26 protein-coding genes and 2 tRNA genes are annotated in these 26,084 nt (G+C 34.1%); 16 read left to right on the top strand and 12 right to left on the bottom strand.

Annotated features, from left to right (window positions below; translation table 11 throughout):
• Nucleotides 1-388: 388 nt before the first annotated feature.
• From BLP44_RS02475 to BLP44_RS02455, 5 genes are all read right to left on the bottom strand, one after another.
• Nucleotides 389-2,287 (bottom strand): amidophosphoribosyltransferase, encoded by a 1,899-nt coding sequence (locus tag BLP44_RS02475; RefSeq protein ID WP_008465986.1) that lies wholly within the window; start codon nucleotides 2,285-2,287, stop codon nucleotides 389-391.
• Nucleotides 2,288-2,367: 80 nt separating this feature from the next.
• Nucleotides 2,368-3,291 carry a PfkB family carbohydrate kinase gene (locus BLP44_RS02470; protein WP_008465988.1) on the bottom strand — a complete coding sequence of 308 codons (924 nt, stop codon included), beginning with the start codon at nucleotides 3,289-3,291 and terminating at the stop codon, nucleotides 2,368-2,370.
• Between the two features lie 289 nt (nucleotides 3,292-3,580).
• Nucleotides 3,581-4,468 (bottom strand): alpha/beta hydrolase family protein, encoded by an 888-nt coding sequence (locus tag BLP44_RS02465; protein WP_091128924.1) that lies wholly within the window; start codon nucleotides 4,466-4,468, stop codon nucleotides 3,581-3,583.
• Between the two features lie 8 nt (nucleotides 4,469-4,476).
• Nucleotides 4,477-4,881: a hypothetical protein gene (locus BLP44_RS02460; RefSeq protein WP_091128920.1), complete on the bottom strand. Its 405-nt coding sequence runs from the start codon at nucleotides 4,879-4,881 to the stop codon at nucleotides 4,477-4,479.
• Nucleotides 4,865-5,452 (bottom strand): RNA polymerase sigma factor, encoded by a 588-nt coding sequence (locus tag BLP44_RS02455; RefSeq protein ID WP_091128917.1) that lies wholly within the window; start codon nucleotides 5,450-5,452, stop codon nucleotides 4,865-4,867. The genes BLP44_RS02460 and BLP44_RS02455 overlap by 17 nt, the downstream gene beginning before the upstream one ends.
• A gap of 309 nt (nucleotides 5,453-5,761) precedes the next feature.
• On the opposite strand from BLP44_RS02455, the gene BLP44_RS02450 reads away from it, so the two are divergent.
• Entirely contained in the window at nucleotides 5,762-6,109 is a 348-nt protein-coding gene (locus BLP44_RS02450) for a DUF6249 domain-containing protein (RefSeq protein WP_008465992.1), read from the top strand.
• Between the two features lie 63 nt (nucleotides 6,110-6,172).
• Here BLP44_RS02450 and rnhA read toward each other — a convergent pair whose 3' ends face one another.
• Nucleotides 6,173-6,652 carry a ribonuclease HI gene (rnhA, locus tag BLP44_RS02445; RefSeq protein ID WP_091128913.1) on the bottom strand — a complete coding sequence of 160 codons (480 nt, stop codon included), beginning with the start codon at nucleotides 6,650-6,652 and terminating at the stop codon, nucleotides 6,173-6,175.
• Nucleotides 6,653-6,802: 150 nt separating this feature from the next.
• Nucleotides 6,803-7,366 (bottom strand): phosphoribosylglycinamide formyltransferase, encoded by a 564-nt coding sequence (gene purN / locus BLP44_RS02440; protein ID WP_008465995.1) that lies wholly within the window; start codon nucleotides 7,364-7,366, stop codon nucleotides 6,803-6,805.
• A gap of 175 nt (nucleotides 7,367-7,541) precedes the next feature.
• On the opposite strand from purN, the gene BLP44_RS02435 reads away from it, so the two are divergent.
• The 13 genes from BLP44_RS02435 (at nucleotide 7,542) to BLP44_RS02375 (ending at nucleotide 22,561) form a co-directional block, all read left to right on the top strand.
• Complete coding sequence (locus tag BLP44_RS02435) at nucleotides 7,542-7,778, top strand: acyl carrier protein (protein WP_007137004.1); 237 nt, start codon at nucleotides 7,542-7,544, stop codon at nucleotides 7,776-7,778.
• Between the two features lie 239 nt (nucleotides 7,779-8,017).
• Nucleotides 8,018-9,271 carry a beta-ketoacyl-ACP synthase II gene (gene fabF / locus BLP44_RS02430; RefSeq protein WP_008465997.1) on the top strand — a complete coding sequence of 418 codons (1,254 nt, stop codon included), beginning with the start codon at nucleotides 8,018-8,020 and terminating at the stop codon, nucleotides 9,269-9,271.
• Between the two features lie 10 nt (nucleotides 9,272-9,281).
• Nucleotides 9,282-10,022, top strand: a complete 741-nt coding sequence (gene rnc, locus BLP44_RS02425) for a ribonuclease III (RefSeq protein ID WP_008466000.1) — start codon at nucleotides 9,282-9,284, stop codon at nucleotides 10,020-10,022.
• Between the two features lie 125 nt (nucleotides 10,023-10,147).
• On the top strand, nucleotides 10,148-10,636 hold the full coding sequence (locus BLP44_RS02420; RefSeq protein ID WP_008466002.1) for an IPExxxVDY family protein: 489 nt from the start codon (nucleotides 10,148-10,150) through the stop codon (nucleotides 10,634-10,636).
• Between the two features lie 5 nt (nucleotides 10,637-10,641).
• Nucleotides 10,642-12,075 (top strand): pyruvate kinase, encoded by a 1,434-nt coding sequence (pyk, locus tag BLP44_RS02415; RefSeq protein WP_008466005.1) that lies wholly within the window; start codon nucleotides 10,642-10,644, stop codon nucleotides 12,073-12,075.
• Nucleotides 12,076-12,677: 602 nt separating this feature from the next.
• Nucleotides 12,678-14,354, top strand: a complete 1,677-nt coding sequence (locus BLP44_RS02410) for an arylsulfatase (protein ID WP_066033108.1) — start codon at nucleotides 12,678-12,680, stop codon at nucleotides 14,352-14,354.
• Between the two features lie 58 nt (nucleotides 14,355-14,412).
• Nucleotides 14,413-15,429: an HAD family hydrolase gene (locus BLP44_RS02405; protein ID WP_091128910.1), complete on the top strand. Its 1,017-nt coding sequence runs from the start codon at nucleotides 14,413-14,415 to the stop codon at nucleotides 15,427-15,429.
• A 91-nt stretch (nucleotides 15,430-15,520) separates the two neighbouring features.
• The gene (locus BLP44_RS02400) at nucleotides 15,521-16,339 is read left to right on the top strand and encodes a hypothetical protein (RefSeq protein WP_091128907.1); all 819 of its coding nucleotides are present in this window, start codon (nucleotides 15,521-15,523) and stop codon (nucleotides 16,337-16,339) included.
• Nucleotides 16,340-16,352: 13 nt separating this feature from the next.
• Nucleotides 16,353-17,753, top strand: a complete 1,401-nt coding sequence (locus BLP44_RS02395; RefSeq protein WP_091128903.1) for a DUF2252 domain-containing protein — start codon at nucleotides 16,353-16,355, stop codon at nucleotides 17,751-17,753.
• 267 nt (nucleotides 17,754-18,020) lie between these two features.
• Nucleotides 18,021-18,599, top strand: coding sequence for a DUF4136 domain-containing protein (locus tag BLP44_RS02390; protein ID WP_008466016.1), 579 nt, complete (start codon nucleotides 18,021-18,023; stop codon nucleotides 18,597-18,599).
• A gap of 129 nt (nucleotides 18,600-18,728) precedes the next feature.
• Nucleotides 18,729-19,904, top strand: coding sequence for a helix-turn-helix domain-containing protein (locus BLP44_RS02385; protein ID WP_091128899.1), 1,176 nt, complete (start codon nucleotides 18,729-18,731; stop codon nucleotides 19,902-19,904).
• A gap of 86 nt (nucleotides 19,905-19,990) precedes the next feature.
• Complete coding sequence (locus tag BLP44_RS02380; RefSeq protein WP_066033104.1) at nucleotides 19,991-21,151, top strand: BamA/TamA family outer membrane protein; 1,161 nt, start codon at nucleotides 19,991-19,993, stop codon at nucleotides 21,149-21,151.
• A gap of 213 nt (nucleotides 21,152-21,364) precedes the next feature.
• The gene (locus BLP44_RS02375) at nucleotides 21,365-22,561 is read left to right on the top strand and encodes a C1 family peptidase (protein WP_091128896.1); all 1,197 of its coding nucleotides are present in this window, start codon (nucleotides 21,365-21,367) and stop codon (nucleotides 22,559-22,561) included.
• Between the two features lie 86 nt (nucleotides 22,562-22,647).
• On the opposite strand, the gene BLP44_RS02370 is transcribed toward BLP44_RS02375, so the two are convergent.
• From BLP44_RS02370 to BLP44_RS02360, 3 genes are all read right to left on the bottom strand, one after another.
• Entirely contained in the window at nucleotides 22,648-23,085 is a 438-nt protein-coding gene (locus BLP44_RS02370) for a hypothetical protein (RefSeq protein ID WP_091128892.1), read from the bottom strand.
• A 2-nt stretch (nucleotides 23,086-23,087) separates the two neighbouring features.
• The gene (locus BLP44_RS02365; RefSeq protein WP_091128888.1) at nucleotides 23,088-23,669 is read right to left on the bottom strand and encodes a Panacea domain-containing protein; all 582 of its coding nucleotides are present in this window, start codon (nucleotides 23,667-23,669) and stop codon (nucleotides 23,088-23,090) included.
• A 144-nt stretch (nucleotides 23,670-23,813) separates the two neighbouring features.
• Nucleotides 23,814-24,209, bottom strand: a complete 396-nt coding sequence (locus tag BLP44_RS02360; protein WP_091128886.1) for a helix-turn-helix domain-containing protein — start codon at nucleotides 24,207-24,209, stop codon at nucleotides 23,814-23,816.
• A 175-nt stretch (nucleotides 24,210-24,384) separates the two neighbouring features.
• Between BLP44_RS02360 and BLP44_RS02355 the strand changes: the two genes are divergently transcribed.
• Together BLP44_RS02355 and BLP44_RS02350 are read left to right on the top strand one after the other, a co-directional pair.
• A complete protein-coding gene (locus BLP44_RS02355) occupies nucleotides 24,385-24,663 on the top strand; it encodes a hypothetical protein (protein WP_091128882.1) in 279 nt (92 codons plus the stop codon).
• 119 nt (nucleotides 24,664-24,782) lie between these two features.
• On the top strand, nucleotides 24,783-25,463 hold the full coding sequence (locus BLP44_RS02350; RefSeq protein ID WP_066033094.1) for a hypothetical protein: 681 nt from the start codon (nucleotides 24,783-24,785) through the stop codon (nucleotides 25,461-25,463).
• A gap of 352 nt (nucleotides 25,464-25,815) precedes the next feature.
• Here the strand turns inward: BLP44_RS02350 and BLP44_RS02345 are convergent.
• Together BLP44_RS02345 and BLP44_RS02340 are read right to left on the bottom strand one after the other, a co-directional pair.
• Nucleotides 25,816-25,889, bottom strand: a tRNA-Asn gene (locus tag BLP44_RS02345).
• A gap of 39 nt (nucleotides 25,890-25,928) precedes the next feature.
• Nucleotides 25,929-26,002, bottom strand: a tRNA-Asn gene (locus BLP44_RS02340).
• Between the last annotated feature and the right edge of the window lie 82 nt (nucleotides 26,003-26,084).

Raw genomic sequence — 26,084 nt, 5'->3', positions numbered from 1 at the left:
CTCACTGATTATCAACTCGTTAATTATTTAAAATAAAAAAGGCGGAAGTTACTCCACCTTTTTTGCCCCAAATCTACCATAAACTAACCTACTAACGTTATGGTCTAGTAAATGTATGACAGTTATTTTTTCGAGTAAAAATTTTTAGATGAAAGGTAAGTAAATCCGATGAAGAGATATAATCGGCTGTTTATAAATAGGTTGAGTTTATTTCAATAAAAAAGGTGGAATTGCTTCCACCCTTTTTGCCCCAAATCTACCATAAACTTAACCTACTAATGTTATGGTATCTCAAAAGTATCATAGCTTTTCAATTTCACCAAAGAAATGGGATGAACGGCAAAAAAAACCGATGAAATGCACTATTTAACCTTTTATTAGTATTTTATTAATACGCTCGAGCGTCTTTTCCTTCATAAAAATTCATGAAAGCACGATTTACAACTCTGTTTCCACCAGGAGTTGGGTAATCTCCGGTAAAGTACCAATCACCTAAATTTTTAGGGCATGCTCTGTGTAAATCTTCTACTGTTTGGAAGATGATTTTTACCTCTGCATTTATTTCTGGTGAGCTTAGCATTTCTGCAATTTTATCTGAGATTTCTTCGTCAGTAAATTGATCATATATTGCTGTAACATAATTCACAACATCTTTGTCTGCGAAATTTTCTTGAGCTTTACATTTGGCATAAACTTCGTCTACAATATGATAAAGGTTTCTTTCTTTTAATAAAGCAAGTGCTGCTCTAAAAGCAACTAAACCTTCTAGTTTTGCCATATCGATTCCGTAACAATCAGGATAACGAATTTGTGGTGCAGATGAAACAATTACAATACGCTTTGGTTTTAAACGATCCATCATTTTGATGATGCTCATTTTCAATGTGGTACCACGAACAATACTGTCGTCAATAATTACTAAGTTATCTTCTGGTTTAATTACGCCATAAGTGACATCGTAGACGTGAGCCACCAAATCGTCACGGCTGCTGTCTTCTGTGATGAAAGTTCTAAGTTTAGCATCTTTAATAGCCACTTTCTCTGTGCGTATCTTTACAGATAAAAGCTCTTGAAGTGTCTCTGCAGTTAATGTGTTTCTATTTTCTAGAATGTAATTATTTTTTCTCTGATTTAAGAAATCCTGAGCAGCTTCAACTAAACCATAGAATGATGTTTCGGCTGTATTTGGAATATATGAGAAAACAGTGTTGTCTGTGTCGCTATCAATTGCTTTAAGAACGGCAGGTAAAATAAATTTTCCTAAATTTTTACGTTCTTGATAAATTTCAGCATCACTTCCTCTTGAGAAGTAGATTCTTTCGAAAGAACAAGCTTTTAAAGTAGTTGGTTCCAAGATTTGGTTCATGGTAACATTACCATTTTTCTTGATAATCAATGCATTTCCTGGATTGATTTCCTGAACACTTTCAAAAGGAACATTAAATACAGTTTGAATAACTGGTCTTTCAGAAGCGACAACTACAACTTCGTCATCTTGATAATAATAAGCTGGACGAATTCCTGCAGGATCTCTAAAAACAAATGCGTCACCGTGGCCTAGTAAACCAGCCATAGCATAACCTCCGTCTAAATTTTTAGCTGAACGAGCTAAGATTTTAGCAATATCCAAACGTTCTGCAATTACTGGAGAAGCTTCTCTTTTTGAGTAACCTTCAGCTTTACAATCTTGGTATAACTGCATTACTTCTTTGTCTAAGAAGTGACCGATTTTTTCCATTACCGTAACGGTATCAGCCATTTCTTTTGGGTGTTGCCCTAATTCAACCAAGTTTTCGAAAAGTTCTTTAACATTTGTCATGTTAAAGTTTCCTGCCAAAATCAGGTTACGGTGCATCCAGTTGCTTTGACGCAGGAATGGGTGAACACTTTCGATGCTGTTTTTTCCAAAAGTTCCGTAACGAACGTGACCTAAAAACAATTCTCCAACATAAGGAATATTTGCTTTTAGCTCTTTCATGTTGTCTCCCAATTCTGGATGTGCTTTTAACTCCTCGCTGATTCTTTCATTGATTTGTTTAAAAACATCTTGTATAGGTTGTGCGTGATTAGAACGAACTCTACTAATGTAGCGCTGTCCTGGATCAACATCAAATTTAATGCTTGCAAAACCAGCTCCGTCTTGTCCACGGTTATGCTGTTTTTCCATCATTAAATACATCTTCTGGATTCCGTAGAAAGCAGTTCCGTATTTTTCTTTATAATATTCAAGCGGTTTAAGTAGTCTAACTAAAGCTATCCCACATTCGTGTTTTAAAGCGTCGCTCATTGTTTTTTGTTATTTGTGTGTTGTTGTAAGTTGTGTGTATTCGTAATAAAAAAGCCCCGTTTTATCGAGGCTCTTAGGCATTATATTTCTATGTCAAACTGAGTTAACGACTTAAATTGCTGTAATCGAATCGCTACCTCGGCTTTGCTTAATGATTCCATTCTTTCAGTTCCAAACTTCTCAACACAGAACGAAGCTAAATTTGAACCGTAAATAATTGCATTCTTCATGTTGTTAAACGAAATATTTTCGCTTTGCGCAATAAATCCAGAGAAACCACCTGCGAAAGTGTCTCCTGCTCCTGTTGGATCAAAAACATCTTCTAATGGTAAAGCCGGTGCAAAGAAAACTTCTCTGTTGTGGAATAAAAGTGCTCCGTGTTCTCCTTTTTTGATCACCACATATTTTGGTCCCATGTCTTGGATTTTAGCGGCAGCTTTTACTAATGAATATTCTCCAGAAAGTTGTCTTGCTTCTTCGTCATTGATTGTAATAACATCTACACGTTTAATAACGTCTAATAATTCTGGAAGAGCACAGTCCATCCAAAAGTTCATAGTGTCTAAAACTACTAATTTTGGTTTTTTCTCCATTTGATCTAAAACACTGCTTTGTACTAATGGGTGTAAGTTTCCTAACATTACAACATCAGCATCTTTGTAGTTTTGAGGAACTTTTGGCTGAAAATCAGCTAAAACGTTCAACTCAGTTACAAGAGTATCTCTAGAATTTAAATCGTTGTGGTATAAACCGCTCCAGAAAAAAGTCTTTCCTCCTTTTACAATTTCGATACCAGAGATATCAATATTTTTTGAAGTTAAAAGATCTAAATGTTCTTGAGGGAAATCGTCGCCAACTACAGAAACAATGGCCGATTGCAAGTTAAAAAATGACGCTGATAATCCGATGTAGGTTGCAGCACCACCTAATATTTTATCTGTTTTTCCGAAAGGAGTTTCAATCGCGTCGAAAGCAACTGTTCCAACAATCAATAGTTTATTCATTTTATGAATTTCGAATTAGGGTGCAAAGATACTTCATAAGTTACAATCTTGCAACGGTTTAGGTTCTCAAAATTTTCTTAAAAAAATGACATCGATTTTAGAGTGAAAATACTGTAAATGAATTGGTTAAAAACTGTTTTTAATGAAGCTTAAAATAGATTTTTCAGAATTAATCTGCAAGTTTTTTGAAAATAATTGCGAATATTTTACAGGTTATTCTTCTGGCTAGCTTTTTTGAAAAAATAAAGTTTTTTTCTTAAAAGCATTAAGAATTGTAATTAGATTATTTTTATTGCTTCTGATTATTTGCTTTACTTATATTTTTAATCCAATTGATCGCATCGTTCAGAGGCTCTTCAGATTTTGAAAAAGCGGTATTATGTCCCAGATTTGGAAACAATTTATATTCATAATGTTTTCCTTTAGATTTTAATTTATCAAGATATTCGATGGATAGATTCGAAGGAACTTGAATATCCTTACCTCCAAAAATCCAAATTCCTGGGATTGATAATTTACAAAGTACGTCAATAGGATTTGTATCAATAAACTCATATTTGTCTGGATCATTGAATACATGTTTTCTTGCCTCTTCTTCTGAATGTGTATCCCAGAATTTTTGATCTCCATTGGTGTAAAATTGGAATCTCAATTGTTCTTTAACCGTTATAAGCGCTCCGCTAAATATGGTCATAAATTTAACTTTCTTATTTTTCTCTGCTGCCAATGGAATAATCCATCCAGCTTGACTTCCGCCTATTAAACCGATTGATATTTTAGTATTTGATAAAGATTTGGATAAAGCATTTACGGCAGCACTTGCGTCTAAAGACAAAAGAGTTAGATTGGCGAAGTCCACATTGTTTGTTCCTACTTCTGGTCCTGCATATACGCCACCTGATTCTCCAACTCCGCGTTTGTCATATGTCAAAACTGCAATGCCATTGTTGGCTAGAGTTGTAGCAAAATCGATCATTCTTTTTTCTTGTCCAGATCCATGAACAATCACAACAGCAGCTTGAATGTTATTAGGCGTAAAAACAGTTCCAGCGAGAGAAATTCCTTCGCTAACAAATTTTATTTCTTTAGTAGTAAAATTTGATGGAATTGCTGATGCATAATTAGTAGCAAACAATAATAACACTAAGAGTGAATATAAGGGCGTTTTATTTTTCATTTTTAAATTTATAATTGATATTTCTTATCAAAATAATTCTTCAAAATACCAACCTGAACCAAAATCATAATTGGAACAATCAAAATGGCATATAAGATGTTTTTAGAAAAATGAATTCTAGAAAATGCTGTTGAGATTCTATCAGAATATAATTTCCCGATTACGTCAATTTTAAAATCATTATTCGAAACAGAAAACAGAGAAACATAAATCACTAATGCCGCCACAGCTAAGCCAATCGAAATCCAGATTGGTTTAGAAATTAAAGGTTTGTATGCTTTGAGTTTTTTCTCTTCTAGTATATGAACTTCAGCCATTATTTTTGAAGTGAAATCTACTGATGGTGACTGCAGTTTTTCTTCAGCCATCATTTTCTCAATAAGTTGTTCTATATTTTTATCGCTCTCTTTCATAACATTCTATTATTTCTGGTTCTAACTGCTGTCTCAAAATTACGGCTAATTTCTGTCGGCTCCTAAATAATTTCACTTTAGCATTATTGGCCGATATATTCATAACCTTTCCAATTTCTTCTAAACTATGATCATCAAAATAAAATAAGGTTAAAAGGAAATTTTCATCACATGGCAATAAATTCAAACATTTCTGAATGGTCTGCTTTCGTTCATTTTCTTCTAATGCGCTTAAAGCATTGTCCATTGTTTTGATTAAATGAGACGAAAAATCATCAATAGAAATATTCAAATCTTCTTTTTTGTTTTTCTTTAAACGGTCTAGACAAGTATTATAGGCAATTTTATAAATCCAAGTTGAAAACTTAGATTCTCCTTTAAATTTTGTCAGCGAACTATAAATTTTTATAAAAGTATCCTGTGCAACTTCTTCTGCTTCTTCCCGATTTTTAACCATTTTTAGAGCCAGCGTAAAGATCATATTTTTATAACGATCCACAAGAACGGCAAAAGCACTGGTCTCGCCCTTCAGGATTTTATCGATATAATGTTGATCAGTTAATGTGCTCATAATTATATAGGACGACAGAATGTTAATTTAGGTTACAAGAAATTGAAAATAAATTCCAAAAAGCAAATCCCAAATTCCAATCCAGTTAACTATCAGAGTTAAATTCAGATTATACATATTATATATATAGTATAAGCTTTTAGAAAGATTCAACTTTGACAAAGTTTTTTAGAGTCAAAATTAATTGATTATCAGTAAGTTTTGAAATTTGGAGTTTAGAAATTGGAATTTATTTTAAAATTCTTGTAACCTCATTTTAAAAACCCTCGTCATATGAGGTATATCAATCAATTAAAAACATAAAATATCATGGACGAAAAAATTTTAATTCCAATCAGTCTTTTCTTAATGATCTTCGGGATCGTTTATTTAATTTATTCAACAAGAAACAGAGAGCGTCTGGCTCTAATAGAAAAAGGGGTAGATGCCAGTATCTTTTTGCAAGGAAAGGGAAGTGGAGTTCCAGCTTGGAAAATCTTTGTAGTAAATCTAGCATTCTTATTAATAGGAAGCGGTGTTGGAATTTTTCTTGCGCTATTAATCACCACTTATACATCTCTTAATGATGGTGCGGTTTATCCTTCAATTATTTTTATAATGTCAGGAATCGGACTTTTGACAGGATTTAAAACTGCAAAAGACTTAGATAAAGAATAAAATTGAAATTAGTAATTTGAGTATAACGTATCGAGAATTTAGGTTTTCGATACGTTATCTTTTTTATAGCAACTTAGAATCGATGTTTTCGTAATAAGAATCGATTGAAAGTTTGGGTTGCATGGATGCCATTACAGCCAGTTGATCACAGCGTTCGTTTTGCGGATGGTTGTTGTGTCCCTTAATCCATTTAAAATCGACTTGATGTTTGCGGTAGACGGCTAAAAAGCGTTTCCAAAGATCTGCATTTTTTCTTCCAGCAAAACCTTTTTTCTCCCAGCCAAGCACCCATTTCTTTTCAACAGAATCGACAACATATTTAGAGTCCGAAACCACAAGGACTTTCATGTTGGGTTTTTTCAGTTTTTCTAACCCCACAATTACAGCCAAAAGTTCCATCCTATTATTAGTAGTCAGACGAAAGCCTTCGTAGAATTCTTTTTTGTGCGGAGTGCCCACCAGTTCCATCACGACTCCATAACCGCCATTTCCTGGATTTCCCTTTGCCGCGCCATCGGTATATATATGTACTTCGTGATTCATTTTATTTTAGACTGCTTAGATTTTAGATTTTTGGACTTTTAGATTTTTCTTTTTTAGATATTAAACATCTTCAGATTTTAGACTGCTTAGATTTTTTAAAATGCTTTAGATTAAAATCTAAGTAGTCTTATGTCTAAGAAGTCTAATAGTCTAAATTTCTAATAATCTATGTATGATTTCTGGAAAATGTTTTTGTTCCAGCTCATGAATCTTTTCTGCAACTGTTTCTGGAGTGTCTTCATCTGTCAAAGCCACATTTGCCTGAAAGATGATTGCGCCTTCATCGTAGTTTTCGTTAACATAATGAATAGATATTCCAGTTTCTTTTTCCTTATTATTTATAATGGCTCTATGGATATGCATTCCATACATTCCTTTGCCCCCATAATTAGGTAAAAGTGCAGGATGGATATTGATTATTTTATTTGGATATTGTTCAATTATGTTTTCTGGGAATTTGAGTAGAAAACCAGCCAAAACTATCAAATCCGGGTCGATTTTTTGTATTTTTTGTAAAACTTTTCTTTCTAAAAGTTCGTTTTTTTCGAAGATTTCGACTGGAATTTGATGATTTTTTGCTCTTTCAATCACTTTTGCCGAAGCATTATTTGTAAAGACCGAAACGACCTTTGCAATTTCAGTGTTCGAAAAATATTTTATAATGTTCTCTGCGTTAGTTCCTGATCCTGAGGCAAAAACGATAATTTTTTTCATAAAGTTGTGTGTTTTGAGAGTGCAAAAAACGGAATAAAAATCGAAAATAAATAGCTTTAAAAGACCTTTCTTGAAATTAATTTTATAAATTAGTGTCACATTTATAAACTAAATAGTTGTTTTAAAATAAAGTTTTTTATTTTTGCCAACAAATTAAATTCTAAAATTAAAGATTATGTCAGACATTGCATCAAGAGTAAAAGCGATTATCGTAGACAAATTAGGTGTTGACGAAAACGAAGTTGTAACAGAAGCAAGCTTCACTAATGATTTAGGAGCTGACTCACTAGACACTGTTGAGCTTATTATGGAATTCGAAAAAGAATTTGATATTCAAATTCCAGACGATCAAGCAGAAAACATTGCTACTGTTGGTCAAGCTATTTCTTATATCGAAGAAGCAAAAAAATAATAATACCACACCCGAATTCTAAAAAATCTCAAAATTTGAATATCCAAATCCCAAAATTGGAATTTGTTTTTTAAAGAATTGGAATTTCTAGAAATCGGGTGTTATTATTTTTTAAATTTAAATTTCGATTGATTTTTCAATCAAAAAGATATATTTATATTGTAATTCCCATGGCTCTTAAATAACTATAAGTTAAGAAAGCGTGGGTTTTATTTGTTTAAAGTACAAAACACATATTTATGGCATTAAGGCGAGTTGTTGTAACAGGATTAGGTGCACTTACTCCTATTGGGAATAATATCCAAGAATATTGGAATGCACTTGTGAATGGAGTTAGCGGAGCCGCTCCAATCACATATTATGATACCGAGAAACACAAAACGAAATTTGCCTGCGAAGTAAAAAACTTCAATATTGAAGATTACATGGATCGCAAGGAATCTCGTAGATTAGATAAATTTGCACAATACGCAATTGCTGCCAGTGATGAAGCTATTAAAGATGCTGGAATCACAAATGATAACGTAAACAAACAAAGAGTTGGTGTTATCTGGGGAGCAGGAATTGGAGGTTTAGAGACTTTCCAAGATGAAGTATTGTACTATGCAAAAGGTGATGGAACTCCAAAGTTCAATCCTTTCTTTATTCCTAAAATGATTGCCGATATTGCTCCTGCACATATTTCTATGCGTAACGGGTATATGGGACCAAATTATACTACGGTTTCTGCTTGTGCATCTTCTGCAAATGCATTAATCGATGCCTTCAATTACATTCGTTTAGGAATGTGCGATGTTATTGTTTCTGGTGGTTCTGAAGCTGCTGTTACAATTGCAGGTATGGGAGGATTTAGCTCAATGCACGCTTTATCTACAAGAAACGAAAGCCCAGAAACAGCTTCTAGGCCTTTTGATGCAACCAGAGATGGTTTCGTTTTAGGTGAAGGAGCAGGAGCTTTAGTTCTTGAAGAGTATGAACATGCTAAAGCAAGAGGGGCAAAAATCTATTGCGAAATTGGCGGTGGCGGTATGTCGTCTGATGCTTACCACTTAACTGCACCACATCCGGAAGGAATTGGAGTTATCGCAGTAATGGAAAACACATTGAGAGATGCTGGAATGACTCCCGATCAAGTGGATCATATCAATACTCACGGAACTTCTACGCCATTAGGAGACGTTGCTGAGTTAAAAGCAATTAGTGCTGTTTTTGGTGATCATGCTAAAAACATCAATATTAACTCTACAAAATCTATGACAGGACACTTATTGGGTGCAGCTGGAGCTATTGAGGCTATTGCTTCTATCTTGGCAATGCAGCACGGAATTGTTCCTCCAACGATTAACCATACAGTTGTTGACGAAAACATTGATCCATCTTTAAATCTTACTCTAAACAAACCTCAAAAAAGAGAAGTAAATGTTGCTATGAGTAATACATTTGGTTTTGGTGGACACAATGCTTGCGTATTGTTTAAAAAACTAGCTGATTAATTTTCTGTATATGAATATTATCAAAAAAATATTTTCGAAATCCCGTTCTCAAGAAGACGGGATTTTTTTTGACACTATTCAGAAAATTCTTGGTTTTCAGCCTTCTAACGTAGATTTTTATAGACGGGCATTTACCCATCGTTCGTCTAATAAACTAGATCAAAATGGGCATCCTATTAATTATGAACGTTTAGAATTTTTAGGAGACGCTATGTTAAGTGCCGTGATTGCTGCACATTTATTTAATAAAGCTCCAAATGGAGATGAAGGTTATTTAACCAAAATGCGTTCGAAAATAGTGAGTCGTGAACATTTGAACGAATTGGGTAAAGACTTAAATTTAGTGCAGTTTGTAGAGAGCAAAGTGCCGATTCAGCATTTTGGAGAAAACATTCACGGTAATATTTTTGAATCCCTAATAGGTGCTATTTATTTAGACAAAGGCTATACTTTTTGCGAGAAATTCATCCAAAAAAGAGTAGTGACGCCTTATGTAGATATTGCGCGACTTGAAGGAAAAGTGATAAGTTATAAAAGCCTTGTTATCGAATGGTGCCAGAAAGAAAAAAGAGTTTTTCATTATGACATTTTTGAAGATAACGGTATAGACGGACAGCGTTTATTTGGTGTTAAATTGAGTATTGATGATAAAGTTGTCGCAAGAGCGCGAGCAACTTCAAAAAAGAAAGCAGAAGAAAAAGCATCGCAGAGAGCTTATTTTGCGTTTCAAGAAAAAATTGACAAGAAATAGCTGCAAAAATGTTGTAACTCTCACAAGGCTACATCGTTTTCGTTTATAATTTAACAAAACAAGCATGTCATAACTGTTGATGCTCCGTTTAGAAATAGTATATTTACAACTTGATTTTTCAAGACATGGCTATTCATAAATTGGATTTAGACGAATTTGACGAAATTGATTATTATTTAATGGCAATTCATACTTCATTAGAAGATTATAGATTAGCCTATTTTATCAATAAAATCCTTCCGATCAACTTAAGTAAGAGCAAAAACGAGATCCATGCTCAGACTAAGGAAGGTGAAGCAAATTTTTCGAGATTCTATTATTATGATGAAGAAAAAGCTGTTTCCTGGAATTTAATTCAGAATAAAAATGAAATCATTTCTGTGAGTACAAATGATTTCCAGAATTTGTTTTCTAATGAAACAAGTGAGGTTTCGACAACAATTCATTTACTTCCTGAATTCAAAAAAGTCGATTTTTTCTTGAAAATTGATAATGGCGAAGAGGCGCTTAATTTTTCAGAAATTCAACAAAAATTAAACACAATAGAAAGTATTGTGGCTATTTATGCCGTTGATACAGACAAAATAAAATCAAAAAACAATCTAATTTTTTAAAAAAAATGCTAACAAACAAGAAAACCAAAATTGTTGCTACACTTGGCCCCGCTTGTAGTACAAGAGAGATCATTAAAGATATGATCGATGCAGGTGTTAATGTGTTTAGAATCAATTTTTCGCATGCAGATTACGAAGGAGTAAAAGAAAGAATTAATATCATTAGAGGCTTAAACGAAGAGTTTGGTTACACGACAGCAATTTTAGGAGATTTGCAAGGACCAAAACTTAGAGTTGGTGTAATGGAAGAAGGTACTGTTGTAAACGATGGAGATGAAATCACTTTTACAACTGCCGAAGATATTATCGGAACATCAAAAAGAGTGTTCATGAAATATCAGAATTTCCCAAATGATGTTAACCCAGGAGAGCGAATCTTGCTTGATGACGGTAAACTTATTTTTGAAATTGTTTCTACAGATAAAAAAACTGAAGTTGTTGCTAAAGTTATTCAAGGCGGAGAATTAAAATCTAAAAAAGGAGTTAATCTTCCAAATACAAAAATCTCTTTACCAGCTTTAACAGAGAAAGATATTGCAGATGCTATTTTTGCAATCGAACAAAAAGTAGACTGGATCGCACTTTCATTTGTGAAAACTCCTCGCGATTTGCAAGATTTACAAGAATTAATTGCTAAGCATTCTGAATATAAAATTCCAATCATTGCTAAAATTGAAATGCCAGAAGCTCTTGAGAACATGGATAAAATTGTAGCATACTGCGACGGTTTAATGGTGGCTCGTGGAGATCTTGGTGTTGAGCTTCCAGCTCACGAAGTTCCATTGGTTCAAAAAGATTTGATCAGAAGAGCTAAAACGGCTAGAATTCCAGTTATCGTTGCTACTCAAATGATGGAAACAATGATTACAAGTTTAACTCCAACAAGAGCAGAGGTAAATGACGTTGCTAACTCAGTAATGGATGGTGCAGATGCTGTAATGTTGTCTGGAGAAACTGCTACAGGAAACTATCCAGTACAAGTTATTCAAAGAATGGCACAAATTTGCGAAGCTGTAGAAAACTCTCCGCTTATTCAAGTGCCTCAAAATACACCACAAATTAAAACGAAACGTTTTGTTACTAAAACGGTTTGCCACCAAGCAGCTTTATTAGCAAATGAAATTGAAGCTAAAGCAATTTGTACCTTGACAAATAGCGGTTACACAGCTTTCCAAATTTCAGCTTGGAGACCATCAACAGCTCATATTTTAGTATTTACTTCAAACAGAAGAATCTTAACACAATTGAATTTATTATGGGGAGTTAAATCTTTCTACTATGATAATGAAGAAAGTACAGATGATACTGTAACAGATGTGAATCAAATTGCAGTTGACAAAGGTTATGCACAAAAAGGTGATTATTTAATTAACCTTGCTGCAATGCCAATTAAAGATAAAGGGATGGTTAATACGATGAGAGTTTCTGAAATCGAATAACAATTTCTTCAAATAATTTTAAAAAGACCGCTTAATTTTTTTAAGCGGTTTTTTGTTTTTAAAGAGTCTTTAAAAATTAAAACTGATTTCGCTATTTATATTTTGTCTTTTAGTGGAAATTTTGATCTATAATTTTTTAATAATCTGATAAAATTTTAGACAAAAAAAAGAATTTTTTGTTTCATTTTACTAAAAATTTAAAAATCGTCTATTCAAAAAAAATCTTTTGACGATTAATAACTTCTTTTTTGCCGTTTTACAATAAAAGCATAACTGATTAATTTTCTGGCAGTTTGATATGTTTCATCTTCTAAAATGAAACATTTTGTTGCAGATTCTCCAATTTTCTTGTTTCATTTTATAAAATGAAACAAGCTCATGCCGAATAAATACGATTGTTCGCTCTTTTATTAGTTAATTTTGAGATACTTAAGAAAAAGTTAAAATATCATGTTTCAAATTTTTAATATAAAATGAATTTGAAACATATCGAAAAGATGCAACATTGATGTAGAAGCGTTTTTTTGGAAATTACTATTTCCCATTTATTTTTTTTGGATTTTCAAACTCATACATAAGAATTACTAACGAATTTTTTTATCATGAAACAAATCGAATTAAAATGCGGATTTATAAATGCCATAAAGTTATTTGCAATACTATTTTTATCTGGTGTTTCTGTTACTGCACAAAGTAAGAAACCCAATATTTTGGTGCTTTGGGGCGATGATATTGGAACAACTAATATTAGTGCTTATAGTGATGGCCTTATGGGGTATACCACTCCTAATATAGACAAGTTGGCCAATGAAGGATTGCGTTTTTTACACTATTATGGAGAACAAAGCTGTACAGCAGGGCGTGCGGCCTTTTTAACAGGACAGCATGGTCTTCGTACAGGACTTACAAAAGTGGGATATCCGGGTGCGCCAATGGGTATGAGCCAGCTAGATCCTTCAATTGGGGGAATCATGAAAAGTTTGGGTTATGCAACCGGACAATTTGGTAAAAATCACGTGGGAGATCGTAATGAAAATCTTCCAACAGTAAATGGTTTTGATGAATTTTTCGGGAATCTGTATCACTTAAATGCTGAAGAAGAACCAGAATTACCAGATTATCCTAAAGATCCAGAATATCTGAAAAAATTTGGTCCTAGAGGCGTTCTGAAATGTACAGCTACAAATGTCGATGATGCAACAACAGATCCTCGTTTTGGAAGAGTAGGCAAACAAAAAATTGAAGATACAGGAGCACTTACTAAAAAAAGAATGGAAACGATAGATGATGAAACTTCAGCAGCAGCAATTGATTATATCAAGAGACAAAGTGCAGCTGGAAAACCATTTTTCTGCTGGTTCAACGCTACTCGTATGCACCTTCGCACGCACGTTAGAAAAGAGCATAGAGGGAGATATACTCACGGAGACAGTGAATATATTGATGGTATGATCGAACATGACGAAACTATTGGAAGTATATTAAAAGCATTGGATGATTTAGGAATTGCCGATAATACAATTGTAATCTATTCAACAGACAATGGCCCTCATATGAACACATGGCCTGATGGGGCAATGACTCCATTCCGTTCAGAAAAAAACACTAACTGGGAAGGAGCTTTCCGTGTACCATGTATCGTGAGATGGCCAGGGCATATCAAACCAGGAATCACTAACGAATTGATGAGTCACAACGATTGGATTCCAACTTTGGCTTCTATTGCAGGAGAACCAGATATAGTTAACAAACTTTTAAAAGGATATAGTGCTAACGGTAAAAATTATAAAGTGCATTTAGATGGTTATGACCAAAGTAGTTTTTTACTAGGAAAAACACAAAAAAGCGCCAGAGACAAATTCTTCTATACAGATGATGATGGTCTTTTGGTTGGTTTAAGAGAAGGAGATTATAAATATGTTTTTGCAGAACAGCGTATGCAAGGAACATTGGGAGTTTGGGGTGAGCCTTTTACTAAATTGCGTTTACAGAAAATATTCAATCTATACCAAGACCCATTTGAGAGAGCCGATATAACCTCAAATACATATTGGGATTGGGTAATGAATCATGTACAGATGGTATATGGCGCTATATATGATGTGACGGTATTTGCAGAAACCTTTAAAGAATATCCTCCAAGATCAATCCCGCCAAGTTTCTCTGCTTATACTATCATGGAAGATGCAATAAAAGATATAAAAGCGAGGGAATATGTTGAGAAAAATATTTTACCAAAAGTGAAAGAAGAAGAGGCAGCTTCAAAAAAGAAAAAATAAATTAATCAAAAAGAGATTCAGATAAATAAGATCTGAATCTCTTAATAAAATAAACACCATGAGAAAAAATATATTCATTTTGTCTCTCGCAGTTTTGTTTTGTTTTTCCTGTAAAAAATCAGATACAATAACTTCTCCAAATACAGAGAGTAAAAAAACGGAAACTATTGCAAGCGGAGACCCTTTGCCAAGCTGGAATGACGGAGCCGTAAAAAGCGATATAATTGCTTATGTTGAAAAAGTAACAAAAGAAGGAAGTCCAGATTTTATTCCAGAAGAATATAGAATTGCGACTTTTGATAACGATGGAACTTTATGGGCTGAAAAGCCTTATGTACAGGAACTTTTTGCTTTTTATAAAGTGCAGAAAATGGTAGAAGCCAAACCAGAATTAGCCCAAAAACAACCATTTAAAGCAGTAATAGAAAAAGACAAAACCTTTTTTGAAAAGGGGGGCGATAAAGCACTTATAGAATTGGTTGCGGCAACTCATACCGGGATGACCGAAGATGAATTTGAAGCTTCAGTTAATGATTTCTTTAAAAACGCAAAATATCCTGGTAAAAATGTTCCAGTGAAACAAATACGTTATCAGCCGCAATTGGAATTGCTAAATTATTTACGCGCAAACGGATTTAAAACGTACATCGTTACTGGCGGGACAATAGAGGTGGTACGAGCTATATCTCAGGATTTTTACGGAATTCCAAAAGATCAAGTGGTGGGAACTTCTTTTAAATACAAATATGATGCAGCTAAAAATATCGTACAGAGAGAAGCAGCTTTAGACCATTTTAATGATAAAGAAGGAAAACCAGTAGGCATTCAGCTGCATATTGGTAAGCGACCTGTTTTTGCTTGCGGTAATGAAGGCGGAGCAGGAGATATTGCGATGCTTACCTATTCGCAGGGAAATAAATATCCGTCATTTCAACTGCTTGTAAATCATAATGATTCAATAAGGGAATACAAATATCAAGAAAAGGATAATGCTTCATTAAATGCCGCTGCAAAAAACAAATGGCATGTGGTAGATATGCAGAAAGACTGGAAAAAAGTTTTTGCAGACAATTAGATTGAGTTAGTTAAAATTGAAGTGAAACAGTTTATTGGTTGGCTGTTTCATTTTGATTTTAAAATGTTTACAAAATTTTAAAAGAACGCCTATGGAGTTTCATAAATTTATTAGAGTACTATTGGGTACAATCTCTTTCGTTGTAAGCTATAGTTCTTATGCTCAAGAAGAACATAAACCAGGAAATAGCCCTCAGGAACTGGCTGATAAATTGGCAAATCCAGTGGCGAGTTTAATTAGTGTGCCACTTCAGAATAATTTGAATTATGGAATCGGACCATACAATGGCGTCAAATATACGATTAATGTTCAGCCCGTTATTCCATTTAAATTGAGTGACAACCTAAACTTAATAAGCCGATGGATTTTGCCGGTTGTAGATCAGCGAAATATAACTGGATTAAATACACACGAATTTGGTTTGAGCGATGCCACAGTGACAGCATTTTTTGCTCCAAAAACTGAAAAAATAATCTATGGAGTCGGACCAGCATTTTTAGTACCAACGGCTACAGATAAATTATTAGGAACAGAAAAATTTGGTGTCGGACCAAGCGTTTTAGTAATGCATCAGGGCAAAGGCCTTTCAGTTGGTTTTATTGCCAATCAGATCTGGTCTGTAGCTGGAGCCTCTGACCGTGCCGATTTTAATCAGTTTTACACCCAGATATTTCTTTCGCACAGTTATAAAAGTGGTGCCAACTGGGGCGTAAATGCCGAAATTACCCAAAACTGGGAAGGAAATACTACTTTAATCTCTTTAAACCCAATGATGGGGGGTATTACCAAATTTGGTGACCAAGTGGTACAGTTTTCAGTTCAACCACTTATTCCGATTGTGGGACATCAGGCCATAAAACCCGATTGGGGCTTGAGAGCTGTAATTTCTTTTGTGTTTCCTGGATCATAATATTTTATCAAGAATGGCTGATGTACTTAAAAATACAGACGAAATTAAGTTTGATCCTATTGCATCAAAGGCGCAGCGTTATGAAAAAGGCGTTTCGATTAGAAAAAAAACGCCTTTAGCAAAACATCAGGAATGGAACTCTTTTAAAAATAGAAAAGATCCTGTAGATATTTTAATTCAAACCAGTAAAGGAAGAGTTGAAAGTCTGGTGCCAATTCGGTATAGCAGAATGATGGAATCGCCTTTTGCATTTTATAGAGGAGCTGCCGCGATTATGGCAGCCGACTTAGCTCATACTGCTGTATCGGGAATAAATTTACAGCTCTGCGGTGATTGCCATTTAATGAATTTCGGCGGATTTGCAACTCCAGAACGCAAATTGGTTTTTGATATAAATGATTTTGACGAAACCTTTCCTGGACCGTGGGAATGGGATGTAAAAAGACTGGCAGTCAGTTTTGTGATTGCAGGGCGATGGCGAAAATTCTCCAATAAAAACTGTAAAGAATTTGCCTGGCATGTTGCTGATAGTTATAAGCGCCATATGTTGGATTACAGTAAATTATCGGCGCTTCAAATTTGGTATGCAGATATCGATTTGGCAGAGCTCATAGAATTAGGGCATGATAAGGAACTAAAAGAGTTTGACCAAAAGAGAATAAAAAAAGCTTCAGAATATACCGCTCACGAAAAGGAGTTTGCAAAAATGACGTATTTTGATGGAGCCAGAGCACGCATAAAAGATGATCCGCCTTTAATATTTCACCCGAGCGGAGATCTCGAAAAACTGGTTGCTAAAGAAGGAGAAATTGTTCATAAAAGATATATAGAATCTCTTTCAGAGGAAAAGCAGATTTTGCTAAGCAGGTATAAACTTCATGATATTGTCATAAAAGTGGTAGGTGTAGGAAGTGTTGGAACGCTTTGCGGGATCAGTTTGCTAATGTCTGCTACAGGCGAACCTATTTTTTTGCAGTTCAAAGAAGCCAGAAAAAGTGTGCTCGAAGAAAATGTAAAAATTAAAGGAAAATATATCCATCAGGGAGAACGTATTGTGATGGGACAAAAGCTTATGCAGTCTGCATCTGATATGTTTTTAGGTTGGACAAACGATAGTAAAGATAGATTCTTCTATATCAGACAGCTTAGAGATGCCAAAATAAAGTCGGTTCTAGAAGTTATGAAACCCAAAAACATGGCAGAATATGCCAAAGCTTGCGGATGGGCACTTGCAAGAGCTCATGCGCGTTCGGGAGACCCTTCCATGATTTCAGGGTATATTGGAGAATCAGACGAATTTGCCGATGCTATTTCGGAATTTTCGCTTTTATATGCTAATCAAAATGAATTGGATTATAATAAAATGCTAGAAGCAATAAAACATGGTAAACTTCCTATAGCGGGTGAAATTTAGGGTAGCCAAAGAGTAAAATTTGGCAAAAAAAAATGTGAAAATCTTGCATACAACACCTCAGAAAAAGGATAAAGTAAGATTTTATTTATTTAATACTGTTAATTAAATAAAATGATTTATCTTTGATAGTGGTCTAAGTAACTGTTTAATAGGTACTTGTGTATTTTTTGCAATTATTTAGATGCTTTCCTCTTCGTTCAAGATTTTTATGACTTTAATACATTCGAGTTAAACTGATTTAATTATTAATTTAATAAATACCACAACATGAATATTAAAAGAACAAGTCTTCGTATAATCCCAATCTTATTTTTGGGTTTGTTTTACAGCTGCTCTCCAACTGTAAAAGTTACAACTGATTATGATCATGCTGCGAACTTCAGCGAATACAAAACTTTTGCGGTGTATGATTTAAAAGCACAGCAAGGCCAAGTAAATCAGTTAAATGTTGATCGTGTTGCAAAAGCAATTCGAAACGAAATGCTCGCAAAAGGATTTACAGAATCTAGCAATCCTGATTTAAAAGTAAATGCGGTTTCGATATTAAAAAACAAAACCCAAGTGACAGCCGATACTAATTTTTATGGCTATGGCGGAATGTATCGTCCATACGGATATTGGGGCGGCGGTGCCATGATGGGCGGCGGTACCACAACATTCAACAGCTATGATTATGTTGACGGCTCGTTGGTAATAGATATCGTATCTACAAAAACCGATAAACTGGTTTGGCAAGGAATCGGAAATGCCGAAATTGACAGCAAACCAGATAATCCAGAACAATTCATCAACGATGCAATCAAAAAAATATTAGCTGGTTTCCCTCCTGGAGCAGTTAAAAAATAATTGATACATAATTGTACTTGCCGAAAGTACGGCAAGTACAATTATTTCTACTTCTGCATACGCCCCCATCGTATTCTATTTTTAAGATTTTAAGAAAAAATAATACCCACGCAAATTAAACTTAAAAAAATGATCGATATATTACTCTCACTTTTCTTTTTTATTGCCACAATTGCAGGTTTGGCAACTTCAATTATGGTTTTGTTTTCAAAAAAAAACTATTCAAAAAGTTTCTTTTTAGGAATGTTTTTATTGAGTTTGGCGGTAGTAAGTATCTACAATTTTTATCTGTCGGCCAACTTATTTAAAAATTTCCCAGATCTATTTACTATCACAAAAGCGTTTATATTTTTAACCGCTCCATGCTCTTTTTTATATGTTAGAAACATTTTATCATTAAATAAAAGTTTTAGAAAATACGATTGGCTGCATTTTATGCCTTTTGTGATCTATTTCTTTTTAACGCTAATTGTTTATGTTGGAAGCCATACCAATATAAAAGCGGTCGATTATATTGCAGAATTAATCAAAAATCCATTTTCTGTTTTAACCCTGACGATTTGGCTTTTCTATGTCTTTTTTCAAACCATGTTGATTTTAAACTATGATCTGAAAAAATTTAAAGGAAACCAATTTCATCAAATTAAAGTAATTAATTGGATTAGAGTGTATAATCTCATGATTCTGTTTTTATTTTCGGCGCTTTTTGTTCATCATTTCCTATTAAGAAAAATAGATGCAACAGACCTTTCTTGTTATGTGCTTATTTCCTCTGTATTGTTTTTTACGGTCGGCTGGCTTTATTTCAGACCTCATATTTTTCATGATCAAGAAGAAACCTTCGATTTTGTTGTTGATAATACAATAGAGGTAAAAACAAAAGAAACGAAGAATACAATTCCGATAACAAACGAACTGACGCTCGAAAAAAGAGAAGAATATCTTTTAAAGCTAGATCATGTTTTGAACTCTCAGCATCTATTCTTAAAAAAAGATTTCGTAATCAGAGATTTGTCAGATGAAACCGGAATATCTGTACACCACTTATCCAATTTGATTAATTCTGAATTTGGGCTTCATTTTCAGGATTACGTTAACCTCAAAAGGATTGAGTATTTTAAAGACAAAATAAATGATCCAGAATGGAAAGATTTGTCTTTAGAAGGCATGGCTTGGGGTTCTGGTTTTAAATCTCGAACTACTTGTTTTAGGGCATTTATAAAACACACCGGAAAATCTCCTTCAGAATACTTTAAAACCATTCGAATAAATCCGGAGCATACAAACGCGTATTACTTTAAATAGTCGTACTTAGGAATACATGAGTTTAATACTAGCGGTAGTTTCTATTTTTTTTAATGAGATGAGTTTGAATATAACGATAACATTCTATGGAAAACAAAAAAACAATACACAAAAAAGTCCTGTTTTTACTTTGGATAGTAGTATCGTTTAATGTTTTAAATGCACAGAAGCATCATACCGTTATGAAAGATTCTTTAGATGGCGCTTTCGATTTGAGCGACTTTCTAATTTATGCCAACGGATTCATAGTCGTGCCCACCATTATTACAGAGCCCGCCGTTGGAGGATTTGGAGGTGCTGTTGCGCCAGTTTTCCTGAAAAAACGTGCTCCTGTTGTGGATGAAAACGGTAAAAAACGATTTATAAATCCAGACATTACGGGAGGAATCGGAATGTATACGGCCAATAAAAGCTGGCTGGCAGGAGCTTTTCGTTCGGCAACATTGGTAAAACCTAAAATATTGTATCGCGCTTTTGCAGCTTACGGCGATATGAATTTATCATTTTATGCCAATAATCTTCCGAATCGGAAAGACGAAGAATTTAAACTCAATTTTAAATCGACCATTTTTTACACGCAATGGCTCAAACAATTTAATAATGCAAAATGGAGCGCAGGACCGCAGTATTTATTTTTAAATTCTAAGATAAATCTGCCCGATTTTAATCTTCCGCCGCCATTTGTTGATCCAAAAGATATTAAAAGCACGATAAGTCAGCTTGGAGCTGCGCTTCAGTTTGACGGACGTGACAACATATTTACGCCAGATAAAGGAATAAGAATCCAAACCGATTTTTTCTGGTCTGATAAAGCATTGGGGAGCGATTATCAGGCATGGCGTATCAATTTATCGGCAATTGGATATTATCCGTTGGCGAAAACCTTAATTGGCGGACTAAGGATTGAAGGGGAGCAGGCGTTGGGAAGTCCGCCTTTTTATTTAAAACCAGGAATCAATATGCGAGGAATTCCCGCAGCCAGATATATGGGAAACACCAGTATTGTGAGCGAGTTAGAATTTCGATGGGATTTGTACCGAAGATGGAGTCTTATGGGCTATGGAGGTCTCGCAAGCGCTTTTAACGATTGGGATCAAGCTTTTGCCAAACCTGTAGTTTATAGCTACGGAACAGGCTTTAGATATCTCATAGCCAGAAAATTTAAACTCCGTATGGGAGTAGACGTTGCCAAAGGGCCAGAAGAATGGGCTTACTATATCGTTTTTGGAAGCAACTGGATGCGATAAATACAGAAACAGAAAAAAACTTGTAAGAAGTTGTTTGTAAATAAAAAACCTCGATACAGGAGTATCGAGGTTTTTTGTGTTAAATATCTTAATAATCAGGCCCATTAAGAAAATATTAACAACTAAACATTACACAAATTGTATAATATTTAATTGTTTTGTAACAAATTGGAAACATTTGAGACTAATTTTAGTAAATCTTAAACATAACTTATGAATACATTTTCATTCAAATCAGTGTTTGCCGCTTCAATATTTTTGGCTGGAACTGCAGGCTGTTTTGCGCAAGACATTTTAGTAAATTCACTTAAACTAAATGCTAGCGACAAAAGTAAAGAGAACTTCAAATTTACAGAAGTAATTAACCTAGGAACAACATCGGTAAAATCTCAAGGATCATCTGGAACTTGCTGGAGCTACTCAACAAACTCATTCTTAGAGTCAGAAATGATTCGTTTAGGAAAACAGCCTGTTGAGCTATCTCAAATTTATTCTGCAAGAAATGTATATGTAGAAAAAGGGATTAACTATGTTCGTATGCACGGAGCAATTACGCTTGGAGATGGAGGAGCTCTTCACGATGTAATTAATATGTACAAAAAATACGGAACTGTGCCAAGAGAAGTTTACACAGGATTAAACTACGGAACAGACAAAAACAAATTTGCCGAAATGAGCGCTCTTATCGAAGGTGTTTTGGCAGCAGTGGTGAAAAACCCGAACGGAGAATTGACTCCAAACTGGCAAAAAGCATATTCTGCTGTTATTGATTCTTACTTAGGAAAAGTGCCAGATAACTTTACATACAAAGGAAAAAACTATACGCCGCAATCTTTTGCTAAAGAAGTAGTGGGAATTAACCCAGATGATTACGTAGAAATGTCATCTTTTACAAATGCGCCTTACTACCAAAAAACAACTATGATGGTGCCAGACAACTGGTCATTGGATCAAGTTTACAACGTAAAATTGAACGATATGACAGACGTTATCGACAATGCACTTAAAAAAGGATATACTGTAGCTTGGGCAACAGATGTTAGCGAGAAAAGCTTTAGCTGGAAAAACGGTGTGGCTTACGTAGCATCTAAAAAATTCGACGACATGACAGCTGAAGAAAAAGCAGACATGTTTAACGGACCAAAAGCTGAACCAGAAATTACTCCAGAAATGCGTCAGGCGGCGTTTGATAACTACACAACAACAGACGACCACGGAATGCACATTATTGGTCTTGCAAAAGATCAAACTGGAAAAGAATACTATATTGTAAAAAATTCTTGGGGAGAAACAAACGACTACAAAGGTTTCTTGTTTGTAACTAAGAACTTCGTAAAATATAAAACTACTGCATTACTAGTAAACAAAGGAGGAATTCCTGCTGAAATTGCTAAGAAATTAGGGGTTTAATTAACCTTAGAGTTTTAAGAAATAGAAAAGCGCTACAATGGAAATTGTGGCGCTTTTTATATTTAAAAAATCTTATTTTAAGGAAATCAGAGTAATTTTTTTAACCTTCTTTTAACTGATGGAGAGTTTTTAAAACATTCTATTATGTTTTCAAGTTCGATGTGATCTAGAACGCCTTTAATTTCATAATGAAAATCCGGAATAGGATAAGTTTGAAAAAATAAAGTTTTGTCAATTTCTTTTAACCAGCAACCATGTAAATAAGTGTCTTTAGAAAAAGAAAAATCATTATTCGAATCTAAAACATGACCAGCTTTAAAACAATATGTAGTTTGTTGGGCATCAATCAAATCTATACAGCCATGATTAATTATTGTATCAGAAGGGAAGTATTCAATGCTCGATGGCAAAGAAACTATTAATTGAGTTCCGCTTACTTCTTTTAAAAGTAAAAAGAATTTATTTTTTGAATCACCATTTTCGAAAACATAATTAGGAATATGTAATAAAGTCCCATCTTTCATAATTAACGAACTCTAAATCCGCTCAAACTTGATTCAAGCTTTTTATGATGATTGTAAATGGAAAGCTTTACAGGTTCGTTTTGTAGAATTTCCTCAAAATTCAATTCCACATTAGAACTGTTTTTTACACCCATTTCAAATTTTTCAATTAGATTGTGACGACATGCAGTATTGTACCATAAAGAATCTTTTTTATGAGTAAAATTAATTAAAACATAAGCGGGTTGATTCTTTACTGTTTCAGTTAGTTTTTCTAAAAGATCTAATTCATTATCTGAAAACTCATCATCATTAAATGTTTTTTTAGATTTGATATATCTTTTGTTTTCTATAGTATTTATTTCGATATAATCTTTTAAAATTATTGGATCATCCGAAAGGTCAACAAATATTTCTTGGGATACAGGTCCTAATTGCCAAACTTCATATTTTAAATTTAGAAAAGGTAATCCAAACTCTTTAATAGAAAATTCATCCAATAAATAGAGAATTTTTAAAAGTTTAGTTTTAGATAAATCATCAATTTTATCTGCTAGATAAATGATTGTATTCCCAATTTTTTCTATGTCGTTTTTAAAATGCATATAGATTGCAACATGCTGTTTTTTCGCATGTTAAATTTAGATTTGTAGTGGCAAATTTACGGTTTTTATTTGAGAAAGCCAATAACCTCTGCAGTCTTATCAGTAGAATCTTATAAATTATAAATATTAAGGAAACGGAATTCACTACTTCCCCTTCATCAACCTCTCCAAATACTCCACTTTATCCTTTTCAGCCTGAACCAAACGCTCATAAAGCTCTACAATTTTATCAAGAGGATTGAAAGTACAGTTGTGGTTTACAGTTGGTCCGCTATGAATAACAGAGCCTTCATGGTTGTTTTGAATATTGTTTAATACAACTTCATCACTATAATTCTTAATAGCATCAGCCGAAACGCCCAAAGCTTCTGCAATGGCGTTTAGTTTTTCATCATCAACGGTTTCGCTTCCTTCAATATTAGAAATCGTCTGTTGGCTCATGCCAATAGCAATGGCAAGTGCTTCTTGTTTCATTCCTCTAAGCTCACGAATGCGGCTTATGTTTCTCCCGATATGTTTTGGTTTTGTTGCTGTGCTCATACATCAAAGATATTAAAAATCCTTAAAAATTAAGATATTGGTAAAAGACTATCTTTTTTGGTGAATTACCAAATCTAATGTTTTGTCAGAATGTATTCTATTGTTTATTTAGCTGAGGTAAAAATACAATTTTTCGTACAATAAATATTCATAATCAAAACCATAAATAAACGCCATGAAAGCAGAAAATGAAAGCAATGCCAATGAGAACCAAATAATAGAATCGATAGCGAGATTGGTATCAGATATTGGTTTCGACGGAGAATATAAAAACCATCCAGAATATTTAACCGAGATTTTTGAGCATCTTCTAGAAACAGAATCTGGAGACAGCCGTTCCTTGCGAATTAAAATGCTAAGCTGCATTAGAACCAGTAAAATGTTGGCAAAAGCGCTAGAGCCATTTTCAGACGAAGAAATACAAAAGGCCTGCGTTAAAATGATAAAAGGGTAAAAAGAAGTACTTTATCGGCTTTCTAAGTAATTCATGGTCAGAATAAAAGCTAAGTAAAAGAAAATCAGTATCTTTAGTCTGAGTTTTTTAATAGGAGCATTAATTTTATTCAAAAAATCATGAAAAAGTATGAAGCAATTTTATGTACACTTGCGTTCGTATTTTCTCTCGGCTGTTTTGCTCAGAGCACAAACAGTGCCTCTGCTTCTCCAGCACCTGGAAAAACGACATTATTGACGGATAGTCTCCCTACAGATGATATGGTAATTCAATCGTATTATGTAGAAGAAAGAATAAATAAACTTTTTGGAGGTAGAATTATTACCTACCAAGTTTCAAAATTGGACATGGTCGATACTTATGATCTTGGTCCGAATAATACAAGAACCGTAATTCCGAATTACGTAAAAAGAAAACCTAAAGTTGCTCCAAATACAATAGAAACCAAAACGCTTGTTGCAAGTGCGAATACTTCTGTAGCGCCTGTTAAGGTTGAAGTTACAGCTCCTGCGCCTTCAACTTCAAAATATATAACCGTTAATATGGTCGACACTTACGAAAAAGTGATTGATAAAGGGTATAAATCTGTCGATATGCTTAAAAAAGTAGCCGACCGTTTTTATTTTGAAGGCAATCTAACCGCAGCAGCGGGCTATTACACCCAATTATTTGACCAAGCCAAAGATTTGGATGTTATTTATTATTATAGATATGCTCAGTCCTTAAAAGCAATAAATGAAGATGAAAAAGCAAATACTTTGATGAAAAGGTTCAAGAGTGAAACTTTGAGTATGAAATAGGGTTTTTCTTTGTGTGTTTTTTTAATCGCAAAGTTCGCTAAGGTTATTTTGAGTTAAATCTAAAGATTAAGTTCGCAAAGCTTTGTATAAGACTTTGCGAATTTTTTGTTTTATCTACAGTTTGTCATCCTGAGGAACGAAGGATCACACTCGCATATCGACAAAGATTGGTAACCTTTGCGATCTCCTTTATAGATTCTTATTTAAGTCTCGAAAAAAAACTCTTCGTGTCCTCTGCTTAAAACCTTTGTGAACTTTGCGTAAACCTTTGCGTTCTTCGCGGTTAAATAAACAATCCTACTATTGGGATTTGGGCAAAAAAAAGACTATCATTTCTGATAGTCTTTTTTTGCTCCCCCTCTTGGGCTCGAACCAAGGACCCTCTGATTAACAGTCAGATGCTCTAACCAACTGAGCTAAGGAGGAATCACCTTAAAAGGTTAATATGTTTGCTAAAAAAAGTTGCTCCCCCTCTTGGGCTCGAACCAAGGACCCTCTGATTAACAGTCAGATGCTCTAACCAACTGAGCTAAGGAGGAAAGTGTTGCTCTTTTTAGCGAGTGCAAATATAAAACTATTTTTAGTTTCTCAAAAACATTTCCACTCTTTTTTTGACTTTTT

Source organism: Flavobacterium anhuiense, from assembly GCF_900101855.1.
GTDB classification, from domain to species: domain Bacteria; phylum Bacteroidota; class Bacteroidia; order Flavobacteriales; family Flavobacteriaceae; genus Flavobacterium; species Flavobacterium anhuiense.
The sequence above is the reverse complement of the archived record's forward strand: the minus strand, read 5'-3'. Positions and strand labels throughout refer to the sequence as shown.